This is a genomic window from Streptomyces sp. RK9, from assembly GCF_045070545.1.
Classification (GTDB): domain Bacteria; phylum Actinomycetota; class Actinomycetes; order Streptomycetales; family Streptomycetaceae; genus Streptomyces; species Streptomyces alboflavus.
This window is the reverse complement of sequence record NZ_CP173704.1, coordinates 801,146-821,406: the sequence shown is the minus strand read 5'-3', so window position 1 is coordinate 821,406 and position 20,261 is coordinate 801,146. Positions and strand designations below refer to the sequence as shown.

Annotated in this window: 16 protein-coding genes and 3 tRNA genes; 11 read left to right on the top strand and 8 right to left on the bottom strand. The window is 72.7% G+C overall.

What is annotated here, in order from left to right; translation table 11 throughout:
* Window positions 1-6: 6 nt before the first annotated feature.
* The 5 genes from AB6L24_RS23755 to AB6L24_RS23735 all read left to right on the top strand — a co-directional run bounded on the left by AB6L24_RS23755 (window position 7) and on the right by AB6L24_RS23735 (window position 9,564).
* Window positions 7-2,376, top strand: a complete 2,370-nt coding sequence (locus AB6L24_RS23755) for a DNA polymerase III subunit gamma and tau (RefSeq protein ID WP_405658185.1) — start codon at window positions 7-9, stop codon at window positions 2,374-2,376.
* 110 nt (window positions 2,377-2,486) lie between these two features.
* The gene (gene purD / locus AB6L24_RS23750; RefSeq protein ID WP_405658183.1) at window positions 2,487-3,746 is read left to right on the top strand and encodes a phosphoribosylamine--glycine ligase; all 1,260 of its coding nucleotides are present in this window, start codon (window positions 2,487-2,489) and stop codon (window positions 3,744-3,746) included.
* A 525-nt stretch (window positions 3,747-4,271) separates the two neighbouring features.
* Entirely contained in the window at window positions 4,272-6,227 is a 1,956-nt protein-coding gene (locus tag AB6L24_RS23745) for a hypothetical protein (RefSeq protein WP_405663284.1), read from the top strand.
* 758 nt (window positions 6,228-6,985) lie between these two features.
* Entirely contained in the window at window positions 6,986-8,494 is a 1,509-nt protein-coding gene (locus AB6L24_RS23740; RefSeq protein WP_405658181.1) for a N,N-dimethylformamidase beta subunit family domain-containing protein, read from the top strand.
* Between the two features lie 155 nt (window positions 8,495-8,649).
* The gene (locus tag AB6L24_RS23735) at window positions 8,650-9,564 is read left to right on the top strand and encodes a phosphoribosylaminoimidazolesuccinocarboxamide synthase (RefSeq protein WP_405658178.1); all 915 of its coding nucleotides are present in this window, start codon (window positions 8,650-8,652) and stop codon (window positions 9,562-9,564) included.
* A 45-nt stretch (window positions 9,565-9,609) separates the two neighbouring features.
* On the opposite strand, the gene AB6L24_RS23730 is transcribed toward AB6L24_RS23735, so the two are convergent.
* The 8 genes from AB6L24_RS23730 to AB6L24_RS23695 all read right to left on the bottom strand — a co-directional run bounded on the left by AB6L24_RS23730 (window position 9,610) and on the right by AB6L24_RS23695 (window position 14,311).
* A tRNA-Gly gene (locus AB6L24_RS23730) sits at window positions 9,610-9,682 on the bottom strand.
* 23 nt (window positions 9,683-9,705) lie between these two features.
* Window positions 9,706-10,317, bottom strand: coding sequence for a response regulator transcription factor (locus tag AB6L24_RS23725; protein ID WP_030362778.1), 612 nt, complete (start codon window positions 10,315-10,317; stop codon window positions 9,706-9,708).
* Window positions 10,314-11,609, bottom strand: coding sequence for a sensor histidine kinase (locus tag AB6L24_RS23720; RefSeq protein WP_405658174.1), 1,296 nt, complete (start codon window positions 11,607-11,609; stop codon window positions 10,314-10,316). Before AB6L24_RS23720 ends, AB6L24_RS23725 begins: the two co-directional genes overlap by 4 nt.
* Window positions 11,610-11,655: 46 nt before the next feature.
* The gene (locus AB6L24_RS23715; protein WP_405658172.1) at window positions 11,656-12,477 is read right to left on the bottom strand and encodes an ABC transporter permease; all 822 of its coding nucleotides are present in this window, start codon (window positions 12,475-12,477) and stop codon (window positions 11,656-11,658) included.
* On the bottom strand, window positions 12,474-13,469 hold the full coding sequence (locus AB6L24_RS23710) for an ABC transporter ATP-binding protein (RefSeq protein WP_405658169.1): 996 nt from the start codon (window positions 13,467-13,469) through the stop codon (window positions 12,474-12,476). Before AB6L24_RS23710 ends, AB6L24_RS23715 begins: the two co-directional genes overlap by 4 nt.
* 153 nt (window positions 13,470-13,622) lie before the next feature.
* Window positions 13,623-13,698 (bottom strand) — tRNA-Gly (locus AB6L24_RS23705).
* A 79-nt stretch (window positions 13,699-13,777) separates the two neighbouring features.
* Window positions 13,778-13,849, bottom strand: a tRNA-Gly gene (locus AB6L24_RS23700).
* Window positions 13,850-13,993: 144 nt separating this feature from the next.
* Window positions 13,994-14,311 (bottom strand): Lsr2 family protein, encoded by a 318-nt coding sequence (locus AB6L24_RS23695; RefSeq protein ID WP_289948810.1) that lies wholly within the window; start codon window positions 14,309-14,311, stop codon window positions 13,994-13,996.
* A gap of 457 nt (window positions 14,312-14,768) precedes the next feature.
* On the opposite strand from AB6L24_RS23695, the gene purS reads away from it, so the two are divergent.
* The 6 genes from purS to AB6L24_RS23665 all read left to right on the top strand — a co-directional run bounded on the left by purS (window position 14,769) and on the right by AB6L24_RS23665 (window position 20,261).
* On the top strand, window positions 14,769-15,032 hold the full coding sequence (gene purS / locus AB6L24_RS23690; protein ID WP_030362773.1) for a phosphoribosylformylglycinamidine synthase subunit PurS: 264 nt from the start codon (window positions 14,769-14,771) through the stop codon (window positions 15,030-15,032).
* Window positions 15,029-15,712, top strand: coding sequence for a phosphoribosylformylglycinamidine synthase subunit PurQ (purQ, locus tag AB6L24_RS23685; protein WP_030362772.1), 684 nt, complete (start codon window positions 15,029-15,031; stop codon window positions 15,710-15,712). The genes purS and purQ overlap by 4 nt, the downstream gene beginning before the upstream one ends.
* Window positions 15,709-17,958 carry a phosphoribosylformylglycinamidine synthase subunit PurL gene (gene purL, locus AB6L24_RS23680; protein WP_405658166.1) on the top strand — a complete coding sequence of 750 codons (2,250 nt, stop codon included), beginning with the start codon at window positions 15,709-15,711 and terminating at the stop codon, window positions 17,956-17,958. The genes purQ and purL overlap by 4 nt, the downstream gene beginning before the upstream one ends.
* Before the next feature lie 106 nt (window positions 17,959-18,064).
* The gene (locus tag AB6L24_RS23675; protein ID WP_405658163.1) at window positions 18,065-18,565 is read left to right on the top strand and encodes an ArsR/SmtB family transcription factor; all 501 of its coding nucleotides are present in this window, start codon (window positions 18,065-18,067) and stop codon (window positions 18,563-18,565) included.
* Window positions 18,566-18,606: 41 nt separating this feature from the next.
* Window positions 18,607-19,530, top strand: coding sequence for a M23 family metallopeptidase (locus AB6L24_RS23670; protein ID WP_405658160.1), 924 nt, complete (start codon window positions 18,607-18,609; stop codon window positions 19,528-19,530).
* Between the two features lie 41 nt (window positions 19,531-19,571).
* Complete coding sequence (locus AB6L24_RS23665) at window positions 19,572-20,261, top strand: TetR/AcrR family transcriptional regulator (protein ID WP_405658157.1); 690 nt, start codon at window positions 19,572-19,574, stop codon at window positions 20,259-20,261.

Here is a 20,261-nt window from a genome sequence, read left to right as displayed (position 1 = left end):
GTATACGTGTCGTCTCTCGCGCTGTACCGCCGTTATCGCCCGGAGTCGTTCGCCGAGGTCATCGGGCAGGAGCATGTAACCGACCCGCTGCAGCAGGCGCTGCGCAACAACCGGGTCAATCACGCGTACCTGTTCAGTGGCCCGCGCGGCTGCGGCAAGACGACGAGCGCGCGCATCCTCGCCCGGTGTCTGAACTGTGAGCAAGGTCCCACTCCCACCCCGTGCGGCGAGTGCCAGTCCTGCCGCGACCTCGCGCGCAACGGACCCGGGTCCATCGACGTCATCGAGATCGACGCCGCCTCGCACGGTGGTGTGGACGACGCCCGTGACCTGCGCGAGAAGGCCTTCTTCGGCCCGGCGTCCAGCCGGTACAAGATCTACATCATCGACGAGGCCCACATGGTCACGTCGGCGGGCTTCAACGCCCTCCTGAAGGTCGTCGAGGAGCCGCCGGAGCACCTCAAGTTCATCTTCGCGACGACGGAGCCCGAGAAGGTCATCGGGACGATTCGGTCGCGTACGCATCACTATCCGTTCCGGCTCGTCCCCCCGGGCACCCTGCGCGACTACCTCGGCGAGGTGTGCGGGCGCGAGGGCATCCCGATCGAGGACGGCGTCCTTCCGCTCGTCGTGCGCGCCGGCGCCGGGTCCGTGCGTGACTCCATGTCCGTCATGGACCAGCTCCTCGCGGGCGCCCGCGAGGACGGTGTGACGTATGCCATGGCGACGGGCCTGCTCGGGTACACCGACGGCTCGCTCCTCGACTCCGTCGTCGAGGCCTTCGCCTCCGGAGACGGCGCCGCCGCCTTCGAGGTCGTGGACCGCGTCATCGAGGGCGGCAACGACCCGCGGCGCTTCGTCGCCGACCTCCTGGAGCGGCTGCGGGACCTGGTGATCCTCGCCGCCGTGCCCGACGCCGCCGAGAAGGGCCTCATCGACGCCCCCAGCGACGTGGTGGAGCGCATGCAGGCCCAGGCCGGTGTGTTCGGCGGCGCCGAGCTGAGCCGCGCCGCCGACCTCGTCAACGAAGGCCTCACCGAGATGCGCGGGGCCACCTCGCCCCGCCTCCAGCTGGAACTGATCTGCGCCCGCGTGCTGCTCCCCGCCGCGTTCGACGACGAGCGCTCGGTGATGGCCCGCCTCGACCGCCTGGAGCGCGGCGGGAACTTCATGGCCGCGGGCCCGGCGGGCGCTCCCGCCATGGGGTACGTGCCCGGGCCCGAGGCCCACGCCGCGGTGCGGCAGCCGGGCGTCGCGGTGCCGCCGGCCGGTCCGGACGTGCCGCCCGGGGGCGGTGCCGCCGCGGCTCGTGCGGCTGTACGGGGTGCTGGTGCTGGTGCCGAGGCCGGGGGCGGGGGCGGTGCGCCCGTCGCTCAGCCCGCTCCTGTCCCTGCTCCTGCGCCCACCTCCGCCCCCGCCGCCCCGGCCCCCGAAGCCCCGCCCGCGCCCCCGGCCCCCGCCGAGCCCACCGCCCCAGCCCCAGCCCCCGCCGCCAACCGCCCCGGAAGCTGGCCCACGGCCTCCCCCGGGCAGCGGCGCCCCGGCCCCGAGCGGCGGCGCGACCGGCACCCCCGCCGGTGGGCCCGCCGGTGGACCCGCCCCCGCGGCCCCCGCCGCGAACCGCCCGGGCGGCTGGCCGACGGCGGCCCCCGCGGGCGGCGGCCCCGCCCAGCCCCCGCCGCGCCCCAGGCCCCGGCCCCGGCCGCCCACGACCCGTACGCGGCCCCGGCCCCCGTCGCCCAGCAGGCCCCGGCCGCCCCCGCCGCCGCGTACACGGGCGGTGGCCCCGACCCCCGCTCCCTCTGGCCGAACATCCTCGACGCGGTCAAGAACCGCCGCCGCTTCACCTGGATCCTGCTCAGCCAGAACGCCCAGGTGGCCGGGTTCGACGGCACCACGCTCCAGCTCGGCTTCGTGAACGCCGGTGCCCGGGACAACTTCGCGTCCAGCGGCAGCGAGGACGTCCTGCGGCAGGCACTGACGGAGCAGTTCGGCGTGCAGTGGAAGGTCGAGGCGATCGTCGACCCGTCGGGCGGCTCGGCACCGCCGCCCGCCGCGAGCGGCTTCGGCGGCGCCCCCGTGGCCTCCCGCCCCGCGCCCCAGCAGCCCGCGCCGCCGCAGACCCCCGCCCCGTCCCCGGCGCCGCAGCAGCAGGGCCCGGCCCCGTCGGCGTCCGCGCCCCCCGCCCCCCAGCAGCGCCCCGCGGCCCCCACGCCCGCCCAGGCCCCGCCGTCCCGGGCCCCGGAGCACGTCGCCCCCGAGGACGACATCCCCGAGGACGACGACCCGGACCTGGTCGACTCGGCCCTCTCCGGCCATGAGCTGATCGTGCGGGAACTGGGCGCGACGGTCGTCGAGGAGTACACAAACGAATAGGGAACCTCCAGGTCCGAGCCCCTCACCTGGAGAAACCCACAAGCCCCGGGCGCGCCCCGCCTCGGACGCCCGAACAAAGGCACCCGGTCCGCCGGGCTAGGCTGACCCCCGTGAAGGTCCTCGTCATCGGCAGCGGTGCCCGCGAACACGCCCTGTGCCGCTCCCTGTCCCTCGACCCCGCGGTCACCGCCCTGCACTGCGCCCCCGGCAACGCCGGGATCGCGGACGTGGCCGAGCTGCACCCGGTCGACGCCCTCGACGGCGCCGCCGTGGCCGGGCTCGCCACCGAGCTCGGCGCCGCGCTGGTGATCGTCGGACCGGAGGCGCCCCTGGTCGCCGGGGTCGCCGACGCCGTGCGGGAAGCGGGCATCCCGTGCTTCGGGCCGTCCAAGGAGGCCGCGCGGCTGGAGGGCTCCAAGGCCTTCGCCAAGGACGTCATGGCGGGCGCAGGTGTGCCCACCGCCCGCAGCTACGTCTGCACCACCCCCGAAGAGGTCGACGCGGCCCTCGACGCCTTCGGCGCGCCGTACGTCGTCAAGGACGACGGCCTCGCCGCGGGCAAGGGCGTCGTCGTCACCGGCGACGTCGAGCAGGCCAGGGAGCACGCCCTCGCCTGCGGACGCGTCGTCATCGAGGAGTTCCTCGACGGCCCCGAGGTCTCCCTCTTCGCCGTCACCGACGGCGAGACCGTCGTCCCGCTGCGCCCCGCCCAGGACTTCAAGCGCGCCCTCGACGGCGACGAGGGCCCCAACACCGGCGGCATGGGCGCCTACTCGCCGCTGCCGTGGGCCGACCCCAAGCTCGTCGACGAGGTCCAGGAGACGGTGCTCCAGCCGACCGTCGACGAACTGCGCCGCCGCGGCACCCCCTTCTCCGGACTCCTGTACGCCGGGCTCGCGATCACCAGCCGCGGCGTCCGCGTCATCGAGTTCAACGCCCGCTTCGGCGACCCCGAGACCCAAGTCGTCCTCGCCCGCCTCCAGACCCCGCTCGCGGGCCTCCTGCTGGCCGCGGCGAACGGCACCCTCGCCGACCTGCCGCCGCTGCGCTGGAGCGACGACGCGGCCGTCACCGTCGTCATCGCCTCGCACAACTACCCCGGTACGCCGCGCACCGGCGACCCCATCGAAGGCCTCGCCGACGTCGCGGACCAGGACGCCCCGGACGCGTACGTCCTGCACGCCGGGACCAGGCGCGACGGCGACGCGGTCGTCAGCGCGGGCGGCCGCGTGCTGTCCGTCACGGCGACCGGCGCCGACCTCGCGCAGGCCCGCGAGCGCGCGTACGCGGCGGTCGGCCGCGTCCGCCTCGACGGCTCCCAGCACCGCACCGACATCGCCGAGCAGGCGGCGCGGGGCGGCGCCGCGTAACCCCACGGGACGGGAGCGGGTGGCGCGAGGCCGCTTAGCCCGCATGGCCCGGGTCGCCCCCCGTCACCCCCGCCCCTGTGCCCCACGGGTCTACGGTCCTCCGTAGACCCGTCCGGCGTTACGGAGGTAGACCTGTCCGGCGTTACGGAGGGTGTCCGCTGAGCCCGCCGTATGACGGCCGCCGACTTGCCGGAGCGGCGGGCCTGGTCGGCGCGCCGGACGTCTGCCCCGGGGCCCGTGCCCACGGGCCCGCGCCCCGTCCACCGGCCTTCCGTGGAGCGGGCCAGCTTTGCCCAAAGCCATTCCATCGAGTGACCGGTCGGCCATCCGGCTGACGGTGACCGGCACCCCAACTAGGGTGCGGCGAAGGCATGGAAGGCACTCACAGCCAAACAGCCCACCGGCATTGCGATGTCGGTGGCGGGTGCCACAGTGGGGGAGTGAGCAACGCCAACGACGTGCGCCGTCGGCTCCGGCCGTCGGCCGAGCTGTAGGCAGCAGGGGGTGACTTCGGTCGTGTCAGGTATGGGTGTGGAGGTGGGCGCGCGGGCCGCGCGTTCCCGGGCCCTCGCCGTGCTGCGCATCCGCAGCCGGGCGCTGGCCGTCGCCCTGCTGCCCGCGGCCGTCGCCGTCGTGCTGCTCGCCGCCACGGCCATGGGGCACATAGGCGGCGGCAGTTGGGCCGCGGCGCGCTGGGCCGTGACGGTGCTCGCGGTGCTCGTGCTGCTCGGCGCCGGGGCCGTCGCCCTCGTCGTCGCGCGGGCCAGACCCGCGATGAGCCCGACCGTCCCGATCACGGAGGCCTCCGCCCCCGATCTGTACCGACTGGTGCGCGACCTCGCCGACCGCCTCGAAGTCCCCGCCCCCTCGGCCATAGCGCTCACCCCGGACTGCGACAGCTGGCTGGAGGACCGCACCCACCGGGCGCACGGGACCCCGGCCGACACGGCCGCCCCCGGCACGGGCACCGGCCCGGACGGAGCGCGCGCTGAGCTGCCCACCCCGCCCCACGGCACGGCCATCCAGGGCGCCCGGCCGCCCCGCCGCCGCGCGCCCGTCGCCCCCGTCCTCGTCATCGGCTCGCCCTTCCTGTGGTGGATGCGCGTCGGCGAGCTGCGCGCCGTGCTCGCCCCCGTCGTCGCGGGTACGGGTCCCTCGGCGCACCCCGACATAGCCGCAGCCCGTCGTTTCGTACGTGGCCTCGACGCCGCCGTCGCCGTCGCGTCGGCGCCGGGGCGCGGGCCGCTCGCGCGCACCGTCCTCGGCGGTGTCGGGAAGGTGGCGCGGCTGCTCCTGCGCAGCTGCCGGGTGCACGCCGCGGAGATGGAGCGCGGCGTCGCGGCGGCCGCGGCCGAGCGGGCCCAGAGCGTGGACTACGGCGTGCGGATCGTCGCCCAGGAGCAGGTCGGCCTCGCGTACGCCGGGTGGGACCGGCTCCTGACCCGGGTCGCGCTGCCCGCCTGGCGCATGGGGCGGTGGCCCTCGCGGCTCGACGCGGGCGTCGTCTCCGCCCTCACCGAACTCTCCCGGCGTGACCGCCTCGCCGAAGGGTTCGCCTCCCGGCTCGGCGAGCGGCCCGCGTGCGACCTCCTGGAGGAGCCCGGCGCGGTGGACGAGGCCGCCTCGCTGCTCGCCGCCCGGCTGTTCCACGGCGGGCCCGCCGAGCCCGGGCCCGGCTGGGCGCCGGTGGCCTGGCAGGAGTATCCGGACGAGGTCGTCGACCGGAAGTGGCGGATGGACGCGGCGCGGCTCCATCGGGTCCTGGACGCGCTCGGCGTCAGCCGCTCCAGCGATCCGACGGTGGGTGATCCCAAGGGGCCGACGCTCGGGCGGGTGCTTGAGCATCTGACGGATCCGGAGGCGATGGCGCGGCGGGCTGCGGCCGAGGTCGGGGCGGGTTCTGCCGGGGGCGGCCGCACCCGGTCCGGCCTCACCGAGTCCGATGCCGACGGGGCCGACGGGGCCGCCGGTGCCGACGAGGCCGCCGGTGCCGACGGGGCCGAAGCGGGGCTCACGGACGCCGAGTTGGCACAGGCCGGATTTGCCGCCGCCGTCGATCCGGCCGACGTCGTCGACGTCCCGGAGGGGCCGGGCGGGGAGTTGGCCGCGCGGCTCAGCGCCGAGGTGGCCCGGGAGGAGGCCGCGGCGCCGCCTCGGCCCGCGCCGGCGGGGCAGGGGCCGGACGAGGCCCTGTGGGACGACGGGGTGCTGCCGTTGTTCCCGCTGCAACCGCCGCGGTCCGGGCGGGAGTTGCTGGCCGATCACGTCACGGCGATGGTGTGTTGTGCGGCTGTGGACACGGCGGGGGCGTCGCCGGGGCTCGACTGGTTGGACGGGCCGTCGCTCCTGATGCGGGGTGAGCGGGCCGCCGACCTCACGCCGCGGGTCCGCACCCTCGTCGAGGACGGCGACCCCGAACCTCTCCGCCGCTGGCTCACCGAGCTGGGCGTCCGCCCCGAAAAACCAGTCCGCCTGGTCTGACCCCACGCCCGCGCCGGGGGCACCCCCGAATCGGCGCTCCGCGCCTCGTCCTCAAACGCCGGACGGGCTCTCTCCCACCCACCCGCCCCAACTCGCACCGTCCTGCTCACCAGCCCGGCACCCCCAGCCCCACCGGCGTCACCCCCGCCATCGGCGCTCCGCGCCTCGTCCTCAAACGCCGGACAGGCTCTCTCCCACCCACCCGCCCCAACTCGCACCGGCCCACCCGACAGCCCGGCACCCCCAGCCCCGGACCGGCTTTCTCCCACCCGCCCGCCCCCACCATTGCTTCGGCCGAGCAGCAGCCCGGCACCCTCAGCCCCGAAACGGCCCACGCCGCAGCACCTCCCCGGCCCACCCCGCAGCACCTCTCCAGCCCACCCCGCGCCACTTTTCAGACCCGCCCCGGCTGTATTTCAGCCCGTCCGGCGTTTGAGGACGAGGCGCGGAGCGCCGATCGGGGGCGTGCTGTCTCACGGCAAGGGGACACCCACCCCCGGGGTCCGGGGCGGAGCCACGGTTTCGGGAAGGGGCGGGACTGGGGAGCCCCCGGCAAGGCACCCCACCCCCACCAATTCACGACGAACGGTAACGACACACGTGCGTAATGTGATGTGCTGGGTCCGGCAGCCGACACGGCCACGTGGGACAGTGCAGAGCCGGAACAGCACAGAGCCGGAACAGCGCAGAGCCAAGGGCGTACCCCCGCCGCACCACCCGTGTCGCCCAGGCCGGGGGAGCGAGGGAGGGGACAACGCATGGGACCGGAGCCGATCCGCCGCTGGGAGTCGGGCGCCCTCGCCCACGCCGTGACCGACCCGTTCGGCCAGGGCCCCCTGCCCTGGCTCCGCGGCGCCGAGCACTACTTCGACGACACGGGCCAGGTCGTCCCCTGGTACGTGGACCACACCCCCGGCGCCACAGGCCCGGTCCCCTCCCCCCGCACCGGCAGCCCCCGCACAGCCGACGACATACACCGCCAGATCAAGGGTTTCACCAGCACCGGAGCCGCCGCCCCCGGCGAGGCGATCGACTTCCACATCACCGTGGACCCGCCCCAGCAGTTCAGCGTGGACATCTACCGCATCGGCCACTACAGCGGCGACGGCGCCCGCAAGATCACGACGAGCCCCCGCCTCTCCGGCATCGTCCAGCCCGCCCCCCTGGCAGCCGACCGCACGGTCTCCTGCCACCACTGGTGGCTGTCCTGGCGCCTGCAGATCCCGTCGTACTGGAACATCGGGGCGTACGTGGCGGTCCTCACCACCACCGACGGCTACCGCTCGCACGTCCCCTTCACGGTCCGCGACAGCGTCCTCCCGGGCCCCGGCGAGCCGGTCGCCCCCTCGGCCGACCTGCTCGTCCTGCTGCCCGACATCACCTGGCAGGCGTACAACCTCTACCCGGAGGACGGCCACACCGGCGCCAGCCTCTACCACGCCTGGGACGACTACGGCCGGCTCCTCGGCGAGAGCGAGGCCGCGACGACGGTCTCCTTCGACCGGCCGTACGCAGGCGCGGGCCTGCCCCTGCACGTGGGCCACGCCTACGACTTCATCCGCTGGGCCGAGCGCTACGGCTACGACCTCGCGTACGCAGACACCCGCGACCTGCACGCGGGCCGCATCGACCCGACGCGCTACCGGGGCCTGGTCTTCCCCGGCCACGACGAGTACTGGTCGGCGGCGATGCGCCGTACCACGGAGCTGGCCCGCGAGGCGGGCACGTCCCTGGTCTTCCTCTCCGCCAACACCATGTACTGGCAGGTGGAGTTGGGTCCTTCGCCGTCCGGCGTTCCGGACCGCCTGCTGACCTGCCGAAAACGTCGCGGCCCCGGCAAGGCCGCGCTGTGGCGCGAAGTCGACGTCCCCGAGCAGCAGTTGATGGGCATCCAGTACGCGGGCCGGGTCCCCGAACCGCACCCGCTCGTCGTCCGCAACGCCGACCACTGGCTGTGGGAGGCGACCGGCGCGCACGAGAGCGACGAGATCGACGGCCTGGTCGCGGGCGAGGCCGACCGCTACTTCCCGCGCACCGCGCTCCCCGAGCACCAGGGCCGCATCCTGCTCGCCCACTCCCCGTACGAGGACAGCGAGGGCGCCGTGCGCCACCAGGAGACCTCGCTGTACCGCGCCCCCTCCGGCGCCCTCGTCTTCGCGTCGGGCACCTTCGCCTGGTCCCCGGCCCTGGACCGCCCCGGCCATGTGGACCCACGCGTCCAGCGCGCCACGGCCAACCTCCTGGACCGCATCTGCAAACGCGACTGAGGCACGGCGCTCGCGGACACCGCCGGCGCCCGCTCCCAAGGACACCGCCGAGGCCCGTTCGCGTTCACCACGCCCCATCCGGGCAACCCGTGGCCAAGACCAGTTCCCCGATACGGGAGAATCGAGCCACTTAGACAGAACCACGGGGAGGAACCGTGTCCGGATTCGTCGAAAAGCCCGAGCCGATTCAGGTTCCGGGTCTGGTGCATCTGCACACCGGCAAGGTGCGCGAGCTGTACCAGAACGAGGCGGGCGACCTCGTGATGGTCGCCAGCGACCGCTTGTCCGCCTACGACTGGGTGCTGCCCACCGAGATCCCCGACAAGGGGCGGGTCCTGACCCGGCTCTCCCTGTGGTGGTTCGACCAGCTCGCCGACCTGGCCCCCAACCACGTCATCTCCACCGACGTGCCGCCCGGCGCCCCCGCCGACTGGGAGGGCCGCACGCTCATCTGCAAGTCCCTGACGATGGTCCCGGTCGAGTGCGTGGCCCGCGGCTATCTGGCGGGCTCGGGGCTCGTCGAGTACGAGGAGTCCCGCACCGTCTGCGGCCTGGCCCTGCCCGAGGGCCTGGAGAACGGCTCCGAGCTGCCCGCGCCGATCTTCACGCCCGCCACGAAGGCCGCGGTCGGCGAGCACGACGAGAACGTGTCGTACGAGGAAGTGGCCCGCCAGGTCGGCGCCGACACCGCGGCCCAGCTGCGGCAGGCGACCCTCGCCGTGTACAGCCGCGCCCGCGACATCGCCCGTGAGCGCGGTCTGATCCTCGCGGACACGAAGTTCGAGTTCGGCTTCGAGTCCCGCGACGGCGAGCCCGGGACGCTCGTCCTCGCCGACGAGGTCCTCACCCCCGACTCGTCCCGCTTCTGGCCCGCCGACGAGTGGCAGCCGGGCCGCGCCCAGCCGTCCTTCGACAAGCAGTACGTGCGCGACTGGCTCACCTCGGCCGCGTCCGGCTGGGACCGCAAGAGCGAGCAGCCGCCCCCGCCGCTGCCCGAGGATGTGGTGGCGGCGACCCGCGCCAAGTACATCGAGGCGTACGAGCGGCTCACGGGAACGTCCTGGGCGTAGCCACGACAAAGCCCCCCGGTTCCGGGAACCGGGGGGCTTTCGCTGAGCGGACGACCAGGTTCGAACTGGCGACCTCAACCTTGGCAAGGTTGCGCTCTACCAACTGAGCTACGTCCGCGCTGCGCCGAAGCGCGAGAGCCACTATACCCAACCTCGCTCCCGCGCGAGACGCACCGCCGCGTGCCGGTTCTCCGCACCGATCTTGGTGACGGCCGAGGAGAGGTAGTTGCGGACCGTTCCCGGCGAGAGCGCGGCCCGCTCGGCGATCTCCGACACGGGCGCGCCGTCGGCGGCGAGTTCGAGCACCTCGGCCTCGCGGACGGTCAGCGGGGAGTCCCCGGCGGAGATCGCGTCGGCGGCCAACTCCTGGTCCACGTAGCGGTTTCCCGCGTGCACGGAACGGATGATCTCCGCAAGCCGTTGCGCACTGACCGTCTTCGGGACGAACCCGCGCACACCGGCTTCGAGCGCCCGCTTGAGGTGCCCCGGGCGGCCGTGGCTGGTGACGATCATGGTGCGGCAGTCGGGGAGTTCCTCCCGCAGCGTTGTGGCGACACTCACACCGTCGGCGCCCGGCATCTGCAGATCGAGCACGGCGACGTCCGGCCGGTGCGCCCGCGCCATGGCGAGCGCCTCGGGCCCGGTCGCGGCCTCGGCGACGACGACGAGGTCGTCCTCCAGGGCGAGCAGGGCGGCGAGCGCGCCGCGGATCAGATGCTCGTCGTCGGCGAGCAGCACGCGTACGGCGGTCATGAGGCCTTGGCCTCCGGGGCGAGCGGGACGGCGTCCGCCGGGTCCGGTGTCCGGTCCGGGCGGCCGGGCCCCGGCAGCGGCACCCGTGCCGTGAGCCGGAAGGTTCCGCCGGCCGCCGTGTGCTCCAGCGTGCCGCCCACGGTGGCGAGCCGTTCCCCGAGTCCCCTGAGCCCGGACCCGCCGCTGCCGACGGGGGCCTCGGGCGCCCCGTCGTTCTCGATGGTCAACTCCGTACGTCCTTCCGTCACCGACACCGTGATGGTGCACGTCTCCGCGTCGCCGTGCCGCAGCACGTTGGTGGTGCCCTCGCGCACGACCCACCCGAGCGCCGCTTGCACGGCCGGGGGCAGTCGGCGCTCGGACGGGTCGGGCGCCCCGCTCACCCGGCAGACGATCCCGGCGGCCTCCAGGACGCCCTGCGCCCCGGCGAGTTCGGCACCCAGCTCGGCCTCGCGGTAGCCGCGGACGACGTCCCGTATCTCCCGCTGGGTCTCCTGCGCGATCCGCTGCACCTCGACCATCTGGTCCACCGCCTCCGGCCGTCCGCGCCGGGCGAGCTGGACGGCGAGCTCGCTCTTGAGGGCGATGACGGCGAGGTTGCGGCCCATGACGTCGTGCAGGTCGCGGCCGAAGCGCAGGCGTTCCTCGGCGACGGCGAGGCGGCCCTCGGTCTCGCGGGCCCGCTCGGCCTCCCACATCACCGCGAGCGTCCAGGCCCCGCAGCGCGAGGTGAGCAGCGAGACCAGGCCGCCGACGGTGATGAGCACGGCCAGGGCGGCCAGCAGTCCGCCGCGCGTCCCCACGGCGGCGAAGGCGGCCAGCAGGACGACGAGGATGCCCGCGAGATGGCGGAAGAAGCTCCGGATCGACAGGGCGAAGCCCAGCGCCTCCGCGTACGGGGTGATCAGGAACAGCATGCCGAGGCCGATCACGCCGCCCTTGACGCCGTCGACGTGCTGGAGCGCGAGGGCGAGGCCGAAGCCGGCGACGGTGAGGCCGAACATGACGGCCAGGTCGCGGCGCGGGAACGGGGCGCGGCCCAGGTAGTGGTCGAGTGCGCGGCGCAGCGTGCGGTTGACCTGCACGCACTGGAGCGCGGCCACCACGATCAGCGACCAGCCGAGGAGCTGCGCGGTGGTCTCGTGCCGCAGGTTCAGGCCCACCGGCACCGCGCACCAACTGAGGAAGAAGATCCACGGCACGGTGTGCCACATGACCATGCTCTGCAGCTCGACCTGTTCGATCTTCCTCAGACCGCGCCAGCGTCGTTGCCAACCCCGGATCCTGCCCACAGCTCCCTGTCCCTTCACCCGCCCGACAGCCCCCTGACCGGCGCCGCTAGCGCCGCGGCTCCCAGCGGAACCACCTGCGTACAGCAAACACGCCGACCACGATCCAGGCCACCGCGATGACGAGGGCGCGCAGCGCCTCACCGGCGTCGAGCTCACCGGTCCAGCCGCCGCGGATCAGCGCGATCACGGGGGACAGCGGAAGCAGCTCGCAGATCCTGGCCAGCTTGTCCGGCATGACTTCGAGGGGCACGGTCGCGCCGGAGCCGATCAGGGAGGCGATCAGCAGCGGCATGACCATGACCTGGGCGCTCTCCACGCTCTGGCTGACGATCGAGGTGACCGCGGCGAGCAGCGGGAACATCACGAGTCCGAGGACAAGGCCGAGGGCCACGTAGTGCACGGCACCGGGGGCGCCCACGTCGAGCAGGGCGGCGCACATGCCCATGAGCACCAGGGACTGGACGAGCCCGATGGCGACGGACGGCAGCGCCGCGCCCGCGAGGATCTCGGTGTCCCGCACCTCGCCGGTGCGCAGCCGCTTGAGCACGAGTTCCTCGCGCCGGGCCGCGTACACGCTGACCAGCGCCGAGTACACGGCGAAGAGCAGGGAGAAGGCGATCGCGGACGGCAGCAGGACCGAGCCGACGGAGAGGCCGGTGCCCTTGAGGTCCATCTCCTGGGCCGCGGACTTCATGGTGAAGGGCACGACCAGGGGCACGAAGAGCGCCGCGAACAGCGTGCCCTTGGCGCGGCCGAGCAGGGTGAGTTCGGCTCGGGCCAGGGCCAGGAGGCGGCCGGCCGGGGTGGTCGTGGTGGCGCCGCGGGCGGGCCGGGCGGCCGGTGGGGCGACGGTGTGGGTGGGGCTCATCGGACGGTCTCCTTCTGCTGGTTCGTCCGGCGGGAGCCGCCGACCTGGCGGATGTCGCCGGTCTCCTCGGCGGTCCGGGTCGCCTCCTGCGCGATCTGCAGGAACGCCTCTTCCAGGGAGGCGGCGCGCACGTCGAGCCTGCCGAGCTCGACCCGGGTCGCCTGGGCCCAGGTGAGCAGGGCCGTGGCGACCCGCTGGAGCTGGTCGGTGCGGAGCCGGACGGTGCGGCCCTCCACTTCGTGTCCGGTGACGCCGATCTCGGCGAGCGGCGGCAGGTCGCCGGGGAAGTACCCCTCGGGCAGTTGGAAGGAGATGCGGGCGGGCTGGGAGGCGACGACCTCGGCGACGGTGCCCGTGGCGGCGATCCGGCCCTCGTGCAGGATCGCGAGGCGGTCGGCGAGGTTCTCGGCCTCTTCCAGGTAGTGGGTGGTGAGGAGCACGGTGGTGCCCCGTTCGCGCAGTGCGCGCACCAACTTCCAGGTCTCGCGGCGGCCTTCGGCGTCGAGTCCGGTGGTGGGTTCGTCGAGGAACAGCACTTCGGGGTCGCCGAGCAGCGCGGTCGCGAGGTCGAGGCGTCGCTTCTCGCCGCCGGAGAGCTGCTTGACGCGGACCTTGCCGCGGCCGCTGAGGCCGACGGATTCGAGGACCTCGGCGGCGGGGCGGGCGCCGCTGGTGCAGCCGGCCCACATGCGCAGCGTCTCGTCGACGGTCAGCTCGGAGGGGAAGCCGCCTTCCTGGAGCATCACGCCGATCCGGGGGCGGACCGTGTCCCGCTCGCGGTACGGGTCGTGCCCGAGGACCCGGACGGTCCCGGAGGCGGGTGCGGCGAGGCCTTCGAGGACTTCGACGGTGGAGGTCTTGCCCGCGCCGTTGGTGCCGAGCAGAGCGAACAGCTCCCCGCGACCGGCGGTGAACGAGATCCCCCGGACCGCTTCGAAGCCTCCCGTGTAGCGGCGCCGCAGGTCGGTCACTTCGATCACTTGGTCTGTCATGACTCAAGGCTCGCCCGCCGTCGAAGCCGCAGGCAGTGCGCGTTGTCATCGACTCGCATGACAAATGTCAGACGCGGCGGAGCGGGTGCGCACGGGCGGCCCGGCCTCGAACACGACGAAGGCCCGGTGTCTGGGACACCGGGCCTTCGTGACTGGAGCGAACGACGAGGTTCGAACTCGCGACCTCAACCTTGGCAAGGTTGCGCTCTACCAACTGAGCTACGTTCGCATTGCCTCCGACCAGCTCTCACTGATCGGCGCGAGCACCAGCTTACCGCACCCGAATGGGTGGTCGGTGAGCGGTGCGGAGCGGGTGACAGGAATTGCACACTGCGCCTTCCCCCTGGAAGGGGGATGTTCTACTACTGAACTACACCCGCACGACTCCTCGGGGTTCGGCCTTTTCGGCCTTGCCCTTCGGCGTGCTCCAGACTCTAGCTGACCAGCGGGGGTGCTGCGCAAGTCGGTTGCGCGAGCACCCCCGTCGCGAGGTCCCCGTGGGGTCCCGACGCCGGCGGCCGGAGTCAGTTGGCGGCCTCGAACGCCTCGTACACCTTCTTCGGGATCCGGCCGCGCGGCGGTACGTCGAGTCGGTGCGAGCGGGCCCAGGCGCGCACGGCGGCCGGGTCGGGGGTCACCGCCGTGTGCCGGTAGACCTTGCCGGACTTCGACTGCTTGCGGGCCGCGTCCAGGTAGGGGGCGAGGACCTTGCGGAGTTTCTCGGCATTGGTTTGGTTGAGGTCGATCTCGTACGACTTCCCGTCCAGACCGAAGGCGACCGTTTCCGCCGCTTCTGAGCCGTCGATGTCGTCAAAGAGAGTGACCACGACACGCTGCGCCACGAATATCGGTCCTTTCGTGCGGCGCCACCGCATTGACGTGCAACGATGTGCGGTGATGCCGACTGTCCGGCAGTTTTGGGACAAAGTATCGGCTATTGCCAATTCCTTTGTACAGTGCCTGGCATTGAATAGTGAAGCCAAGGAAAACCAACCGCGTGTTCCGGCGGCGTGTCCGGGAGAATACGGGCAGGCCGGGCGCTTCCCCAGCAGGGTGGGTGCGGTGGGGCGGTGGACGCAATGGCGAACTGTGATCTTTTCCAGGATTTTTCGCGGACGTGTCCTGCTCGACGCCGTGCCGACCCCTGTGAAGTGACTGCGGTCACGTATGTTGCTACGAATCTACGCGGGTAGAAATTTTGTGCGGGTAGTCTGAAGGAACCTGCTCGGCGGCCCGCTCGGCGCCAGGTGAGCAGTACCCCGCAAGCAGCAGCGCAAGCACCACACACCGGGAGTGCCAGTGGCACGCGTCGTAGTCGACGTCATGCTCAAGCCGGAGATCCTCGACCCTCAGGGACAGGCGGTGCAGCGTGCACTGCCGCGCCTCGGTTTCCAGGGGATCTCCGACGTACGTCAAGGAAAGCGCTTCGAACTCGAGGTGGACGGGCCCGTCGACGACGCGGCCCTCGCCCGTATCCACGAGATGGCGGAAACCTTCCTCGCCAACACCGTGATCGAGGACTTCGTCGTAAAGGTCGAAGAGCCGGCGGTGGAGGCGAAGTGACTGCTCGAATCGGAGTCGTCACTTTTCCTGGAACGCTCGACGACCGCGACACCCAGCGCGCCGTGCGCGTCGCCGGTGCCGAGGCCGTGCCGCTGTGGCACCGCGACAAGGACCTGAAGCAGGTCGACGCCGTGGTCCTTCCGGGCGGTTTCAGTTACGGCGACTATCTGCGGGCCGGCGCCATCTCGCGTTTCTCGCCCGTCATGGAGTCGGTCATCGAGCAGGCGAAGGCCGGAATGCCGGTCCTCGGGATCTGCAACGGCTTCCAGGTCCTCACCGAGACCCACCTGCTGCCCGGCGCGATGCTGCGCAACAACCACCTGCACTTCATCTGCCGCGACCAGAAGCTGCGCGTGGAGACCAACTCGACTGCCTGGACCGCCGATTACGAGGTCGGCCAGGAGATCTCGATCCCGCTGAAGAACATCGACGGACGCTACGTCGCCGACGAGCGCACCCTCGACATGCTGGAGGCCGAGGGCCGCGTCGCCTTCCGGTACCTGGACATGAACCCGAACGGCTCGCTGCGCGACATCGCGGGCATCACGAACGAGGCGGGCAACGTCGTCGGCCTCATGCCGCACCCCGAGCACGCGGTCGAGCCGCTGATCGGGACCGGCCGCACGGACGGCCTGGGATTCTTCACCTCGATCCTGAAGAAGCTGGTGGACGCCCGATGACCCTGGACACCGTCAAGCACGCGGCGGAGACCCCCGAGTCCGCGCAGCCCTGGAAGGAGCTCGGCCTCAAGGAGGACGAGTACACCCGGATCCGGGAGATCCTCGGCCGCCGCCCGACCGGCGCCGAGCTCGCCATGTACTCGGTCATGTGGTCCGAGCACTGCTCGTACAAGAGCAGCAAGGTGCACCTGAAGCAGTTCGGCGAGAAGGTCCCCGAGAACGACGCCATGCTCGTCGGCATCGGCGAGAACGCGGGCGTCGTCGACGTCGGCCAGGGCTACGCGGTCACCTTCAAGGTCGAGTCGCACAACCACCCGTCGTACATCGAGCCCTACCAGGGCGCGGCCACCGGCGTCGGCGGCATCGTGCGCGACATCCTCGCGATGGGCGCGCGCCCGGTCGCCGTCGTGGACCCGCTGCGCTTCGGCGCCGCCGACCACCCCGACACCAAGCGCGTCCTGCCGGGCGTCGTCGCGGGCATCGGCGGCTACGGCAACTGCCTGGGCCTGCCCAACATCGGCGGCGAGGTCGTCTTCGACTCCTGCTACCAGGGCAACCCGCTGGTCAACGCGGGCTGCATCGGCGTCATGAAGCACGAGGACATCCACCTCGCGAAGGCGTCGGGCACCGGCAACAAGGTCATCCTGTACGGGGCCCGCACGGGCGGCGACGGCATCGGCGGCGTGTCCGTCCTGGCGTCGGAGACCTTCGAGTCGACCGGCCCCGCGAAGCGTCCCGCCGTCCAGGTCGGCGACCCCTTCCAGGAGAAGCTCCTCATCGAGTGCACCCTGGAGATCTTCGGCGAGAAGCTGGTCGCGGGCATCCAGGACCTCGGCGGCGCGGGCCTGTCCTGCGCCACCAGCGAGCTGGCCTCGGCCGGTTCGGGCGGTATGCGCGTGGAGCTGGACACGGTTCCGCTGCGCGACTCCTCGCTCTCGCCCGAGGAGATCCTCATGAGCGAGTCGCAGGAGCGCATGTGCGCGGTCGTCGAGCCGGACAAGGTCGACCGCTTCATGGAGATCTGCGAGAAGTGGGACGTCATCGCGACGGTCATCGGTGAGGTGACCGAGGGCGAGCGCCTGGAGATCTTCTGGCACGGCGAGCAGATCGTCGACGTACCGCCGCGCACGGTCGCGCACGAGGGCCCGGTCTACCACCGGCCGTTCGCGCGCCCCTCCTGGCAGGACGCCCTGCAGGCCGACGACGCCAACAAGCTGGCGCGGCCCGCGAACGCGGCCGAGCTGAAGGACCAGATCCTCAAGCTGGTCGCCTCCCCGAACCAGGCCTCCAAGGCGTGGATCACCGACCAGTACGACCGCTTCGTCCAGGGCAACACGATCCTCGCGCAGCCCGAGGACGCGGGCATGGTCCGCGTCGACGAGGAGTCCAACCTGGGCGTCGCGATGGCGACGGACGGCAACGGCCGGTACGCGAAGCTCGACCCGTACGCGGGCGCCCAGCTCGCGCTCGCCGAGTCGTACCGCAACGTCGCCGCCTCCGGCGCCAAGCCGCTCGCCATCTCCAACTGCCTGAACTTCGGCTCCCCCGAGGACCCGGACGTGATGTGGCAGTTCGCGGAGGCCACGCGCGGTCTGGCGGACGGCTGCCTGGAGTTGGGCACGCCCGTCACCGGCGGCAACGTCTCCCTCTACAACCAGACCGGCGAGAGCGCGATCCACCCGACGCCCGTCGTGGCCGTGCTCGGCGTCATCGACGACGTCACGCGCCGCACGCCGATCGCCTTCAAGGAAGAGGGCCAGCTCCTCTACCTGCTCGGCGAGACCCACGAGGAGTTCGGCGGCTCGGCCTGGTCCCAGGTCGTGCACGACCACCTCGGCGGTCTGCCGCCCAAGGTCGACCTGGAGCGGGAGCGGCTGCTCGGCGAGATCCTGATCTCCGCCTCGCGCGACGGCATGATCGACGCCGCGCACGACCTGTCCGACGGCGGCCTGGTCCAGGCGGTCGTGGAGTCCTGCCTGCGCGGCGGGGTCGGCGCGCGCCTGGTGGTGCCGGACGGGCTCGACGCGTTCACGTTCCTGCTGAGCGAGTCCGCGGGGCGTGCCGTGGTGTCCGTGCCGCGGAGCGAGGAGCTGCGGTTCACCGACATGTGCGGGGCGCGCGGTCTGCCCGTCACGCGGATCGGTGTGGTCGACGGGGACGCCGTCGAGGTGCAGGGCGAGTTCACGCTGCCGCTGGACGAGCTGCGCACGGCGCACGCGGAGACGATTCCGGGGTTGTTCGCCTGACACGGAGGCAGCGAGAGCTGCGGGAGCCCCCGTTCGGACCTGGTCCGGGCGGGGGCTTCGGCGTTCCGGGGTTGATTGAGATTACGTAATTACGTAACTTAGTAGCGTGGATCTTGAAGAGCGCGTCGCCGCACTGGAGCGACGCATGGCCGCCCTCGAGGGCGAGGACCGGCCGGCGCCCGCCGTCGGCCGCGATGACTTCTGGGCGCTCGAAGGCCTGAAGGCGCAGCTCGCCGAGCTCGGCGCGGCGGACGGCGGGGTGCTGTACACCGGCGCCGTGCGGCTGCCGACCGGCCAGCGGTACGAGTGGCAGACCGGGAGCCTCACCGACCAGCTGCTCGACGAGGACTGGACGGCGGCCGCCGACTCGTTCGCCGCGCTCGGGCATCCCGTGCGCCTGCGGCTGCTCCGCGAGGTCCTCGGCGGCCGCCGCACCGCCGCCGACCTCGCCGCGCTCGACGACATCGGCACGACCGGCCAGATCTACCACCACCTGCGCCAACTCACCGCCGCCGGCTGGCTGGAGACGACCGGGCGCGGGCGGCACGAGGTGCCCGCGGGGCGGGTGGTGCCGCTGCTCGTGGCGCTGTCCGTCGCCCGGCCGTGACACCGGCACGTACGCAACCGCACACACCAGGGGGAACGACCATGTCCATACGTCAGCGCAAACTCCTCTTCGTCCTCAGCCGCGTCCTGTGGCTGGCCTTCTTCGTCCAGGCGATCGCGGGCACCTTCGTCGACCTGCCCTACAACTACTGGCTCGGCTGGCTGCCCGCGCTCGGCGCGATCGCGCTCGACGTCCTGCGCCGCCGCACCGCCGCGAGCCAGATCCAGGCGGAGGCCCGGCCGCCCGTCGAGGTCGAGCCCCCCGTCACCGGCCGCTGGTCCGCCCTCAACAGCCCCGCCGACAAGGTCCCGAGCCACGGCACGCACAACCTCGGCCAGACCTACGCCATCGACATCACGGCCGAGCCCGACGACCCGGACCGCGCCCGCCCCGGCTTTGCCTGGCTCTGGCCGGTCGCCCGCCGCAACCGGGCCTTCCCCGCCTTCGGGGCGCCGCTGCACGCGGTCGCCGACGCCACCGTCGTGCACGCCGAGGACGACCAGCGCGACCACCTCAGCCGCAACTCGCTGCCCGCCCTGGCGTACTTCCTGCTGATCGAGGGCGTCGGCCGGATCCTCGGCGGCACCCGCCGCATCGTCGGCAACCACGTCGTCCTCGACCTCGGCGAGGGGACGTACGCCATGTACGCGCACGTCCAGCAGGGCTCACTCGTGGTCCGCGCCGGGGACAAGGTCGTCGCCGGACAGCGGCTCGGCAACTGCGGGAACTCCGGCAACTCCACCGAGCCGCACGTCCACTTCCAGCTGATGGACGGCCCGGACCTGCACACGGCCAGGGGCGTGCCCTTCCGCTGGCGGGGCATCGGGGTGCCCGCGAACCGGGAGGTGTTCACGGCGGAACAGGCACCGGAGCAGGCACTGGAGCAGGCACTGGAACAGGCACCGGAGCAGGCACTGGAACAGGCCCCGGAACAGGCACTCGCCAAGAATTTGATCCAGGGCTAAATTTAGCCTGATCGCAAAATTCATCCTGGTATCGTCCGGCCATGGCAGCACGAGAAGCCGCACCAGCCGGCCAGCCCGCAGCCTCTGACCAGGGCAGACGCGCGCCCGGTCTGCGGGAGCGCAAGAAGCAGCAGACCGCCGCGCGCATCTGGCAGGCCGCGGTGGAGCTGTTCGTCGAGCGCGGCTTCGACAAGGTGTCCGTCGCCGAGATCGCGGCCGCCGCCGACGTCTCGAAGATGACCGTCTTCAACTACTTCGGTACGAAGGAGGACGTGCTCCTCGGCCCCATGGAGGAGCACGTCGGGGACGCCGCCGACGCCGTGCGCGCCCGCGCCCCCGGCGAGTCCGCCGCCGAGGCCCTGCGCCGTCAGCTGCTCGACCTGATCGAGGCCAGGGACCCGTCCGTCGGCCTGAGCGACAGCGCCCGCACGCTCCAGGTGCTTCGCCTGATCACCGAGACCCCCGTCCTGCTGCACCGCGCGCACGCCTTCCACCTGCGCCGCCAGGAGCTCCTCGCCGAGGTCCTCGCGGCCGAGACCGGTGACGCGGTCCTCGCGGAGGTCGCCGCGGCCCAACTGATCGGCGTGCGCAACGCGGTGTTCGCCGAGGTGCACCGCCGCCGCGTCGCCGACGTCCCCCTCGACCAGGTCGCCGCCGACGCCGCGCGCCTGGCGCGGGACGCCTTCGCCCTGGTGGAAAAAGGACTCAGCGGCTACGCGGTCAAGGCTTAG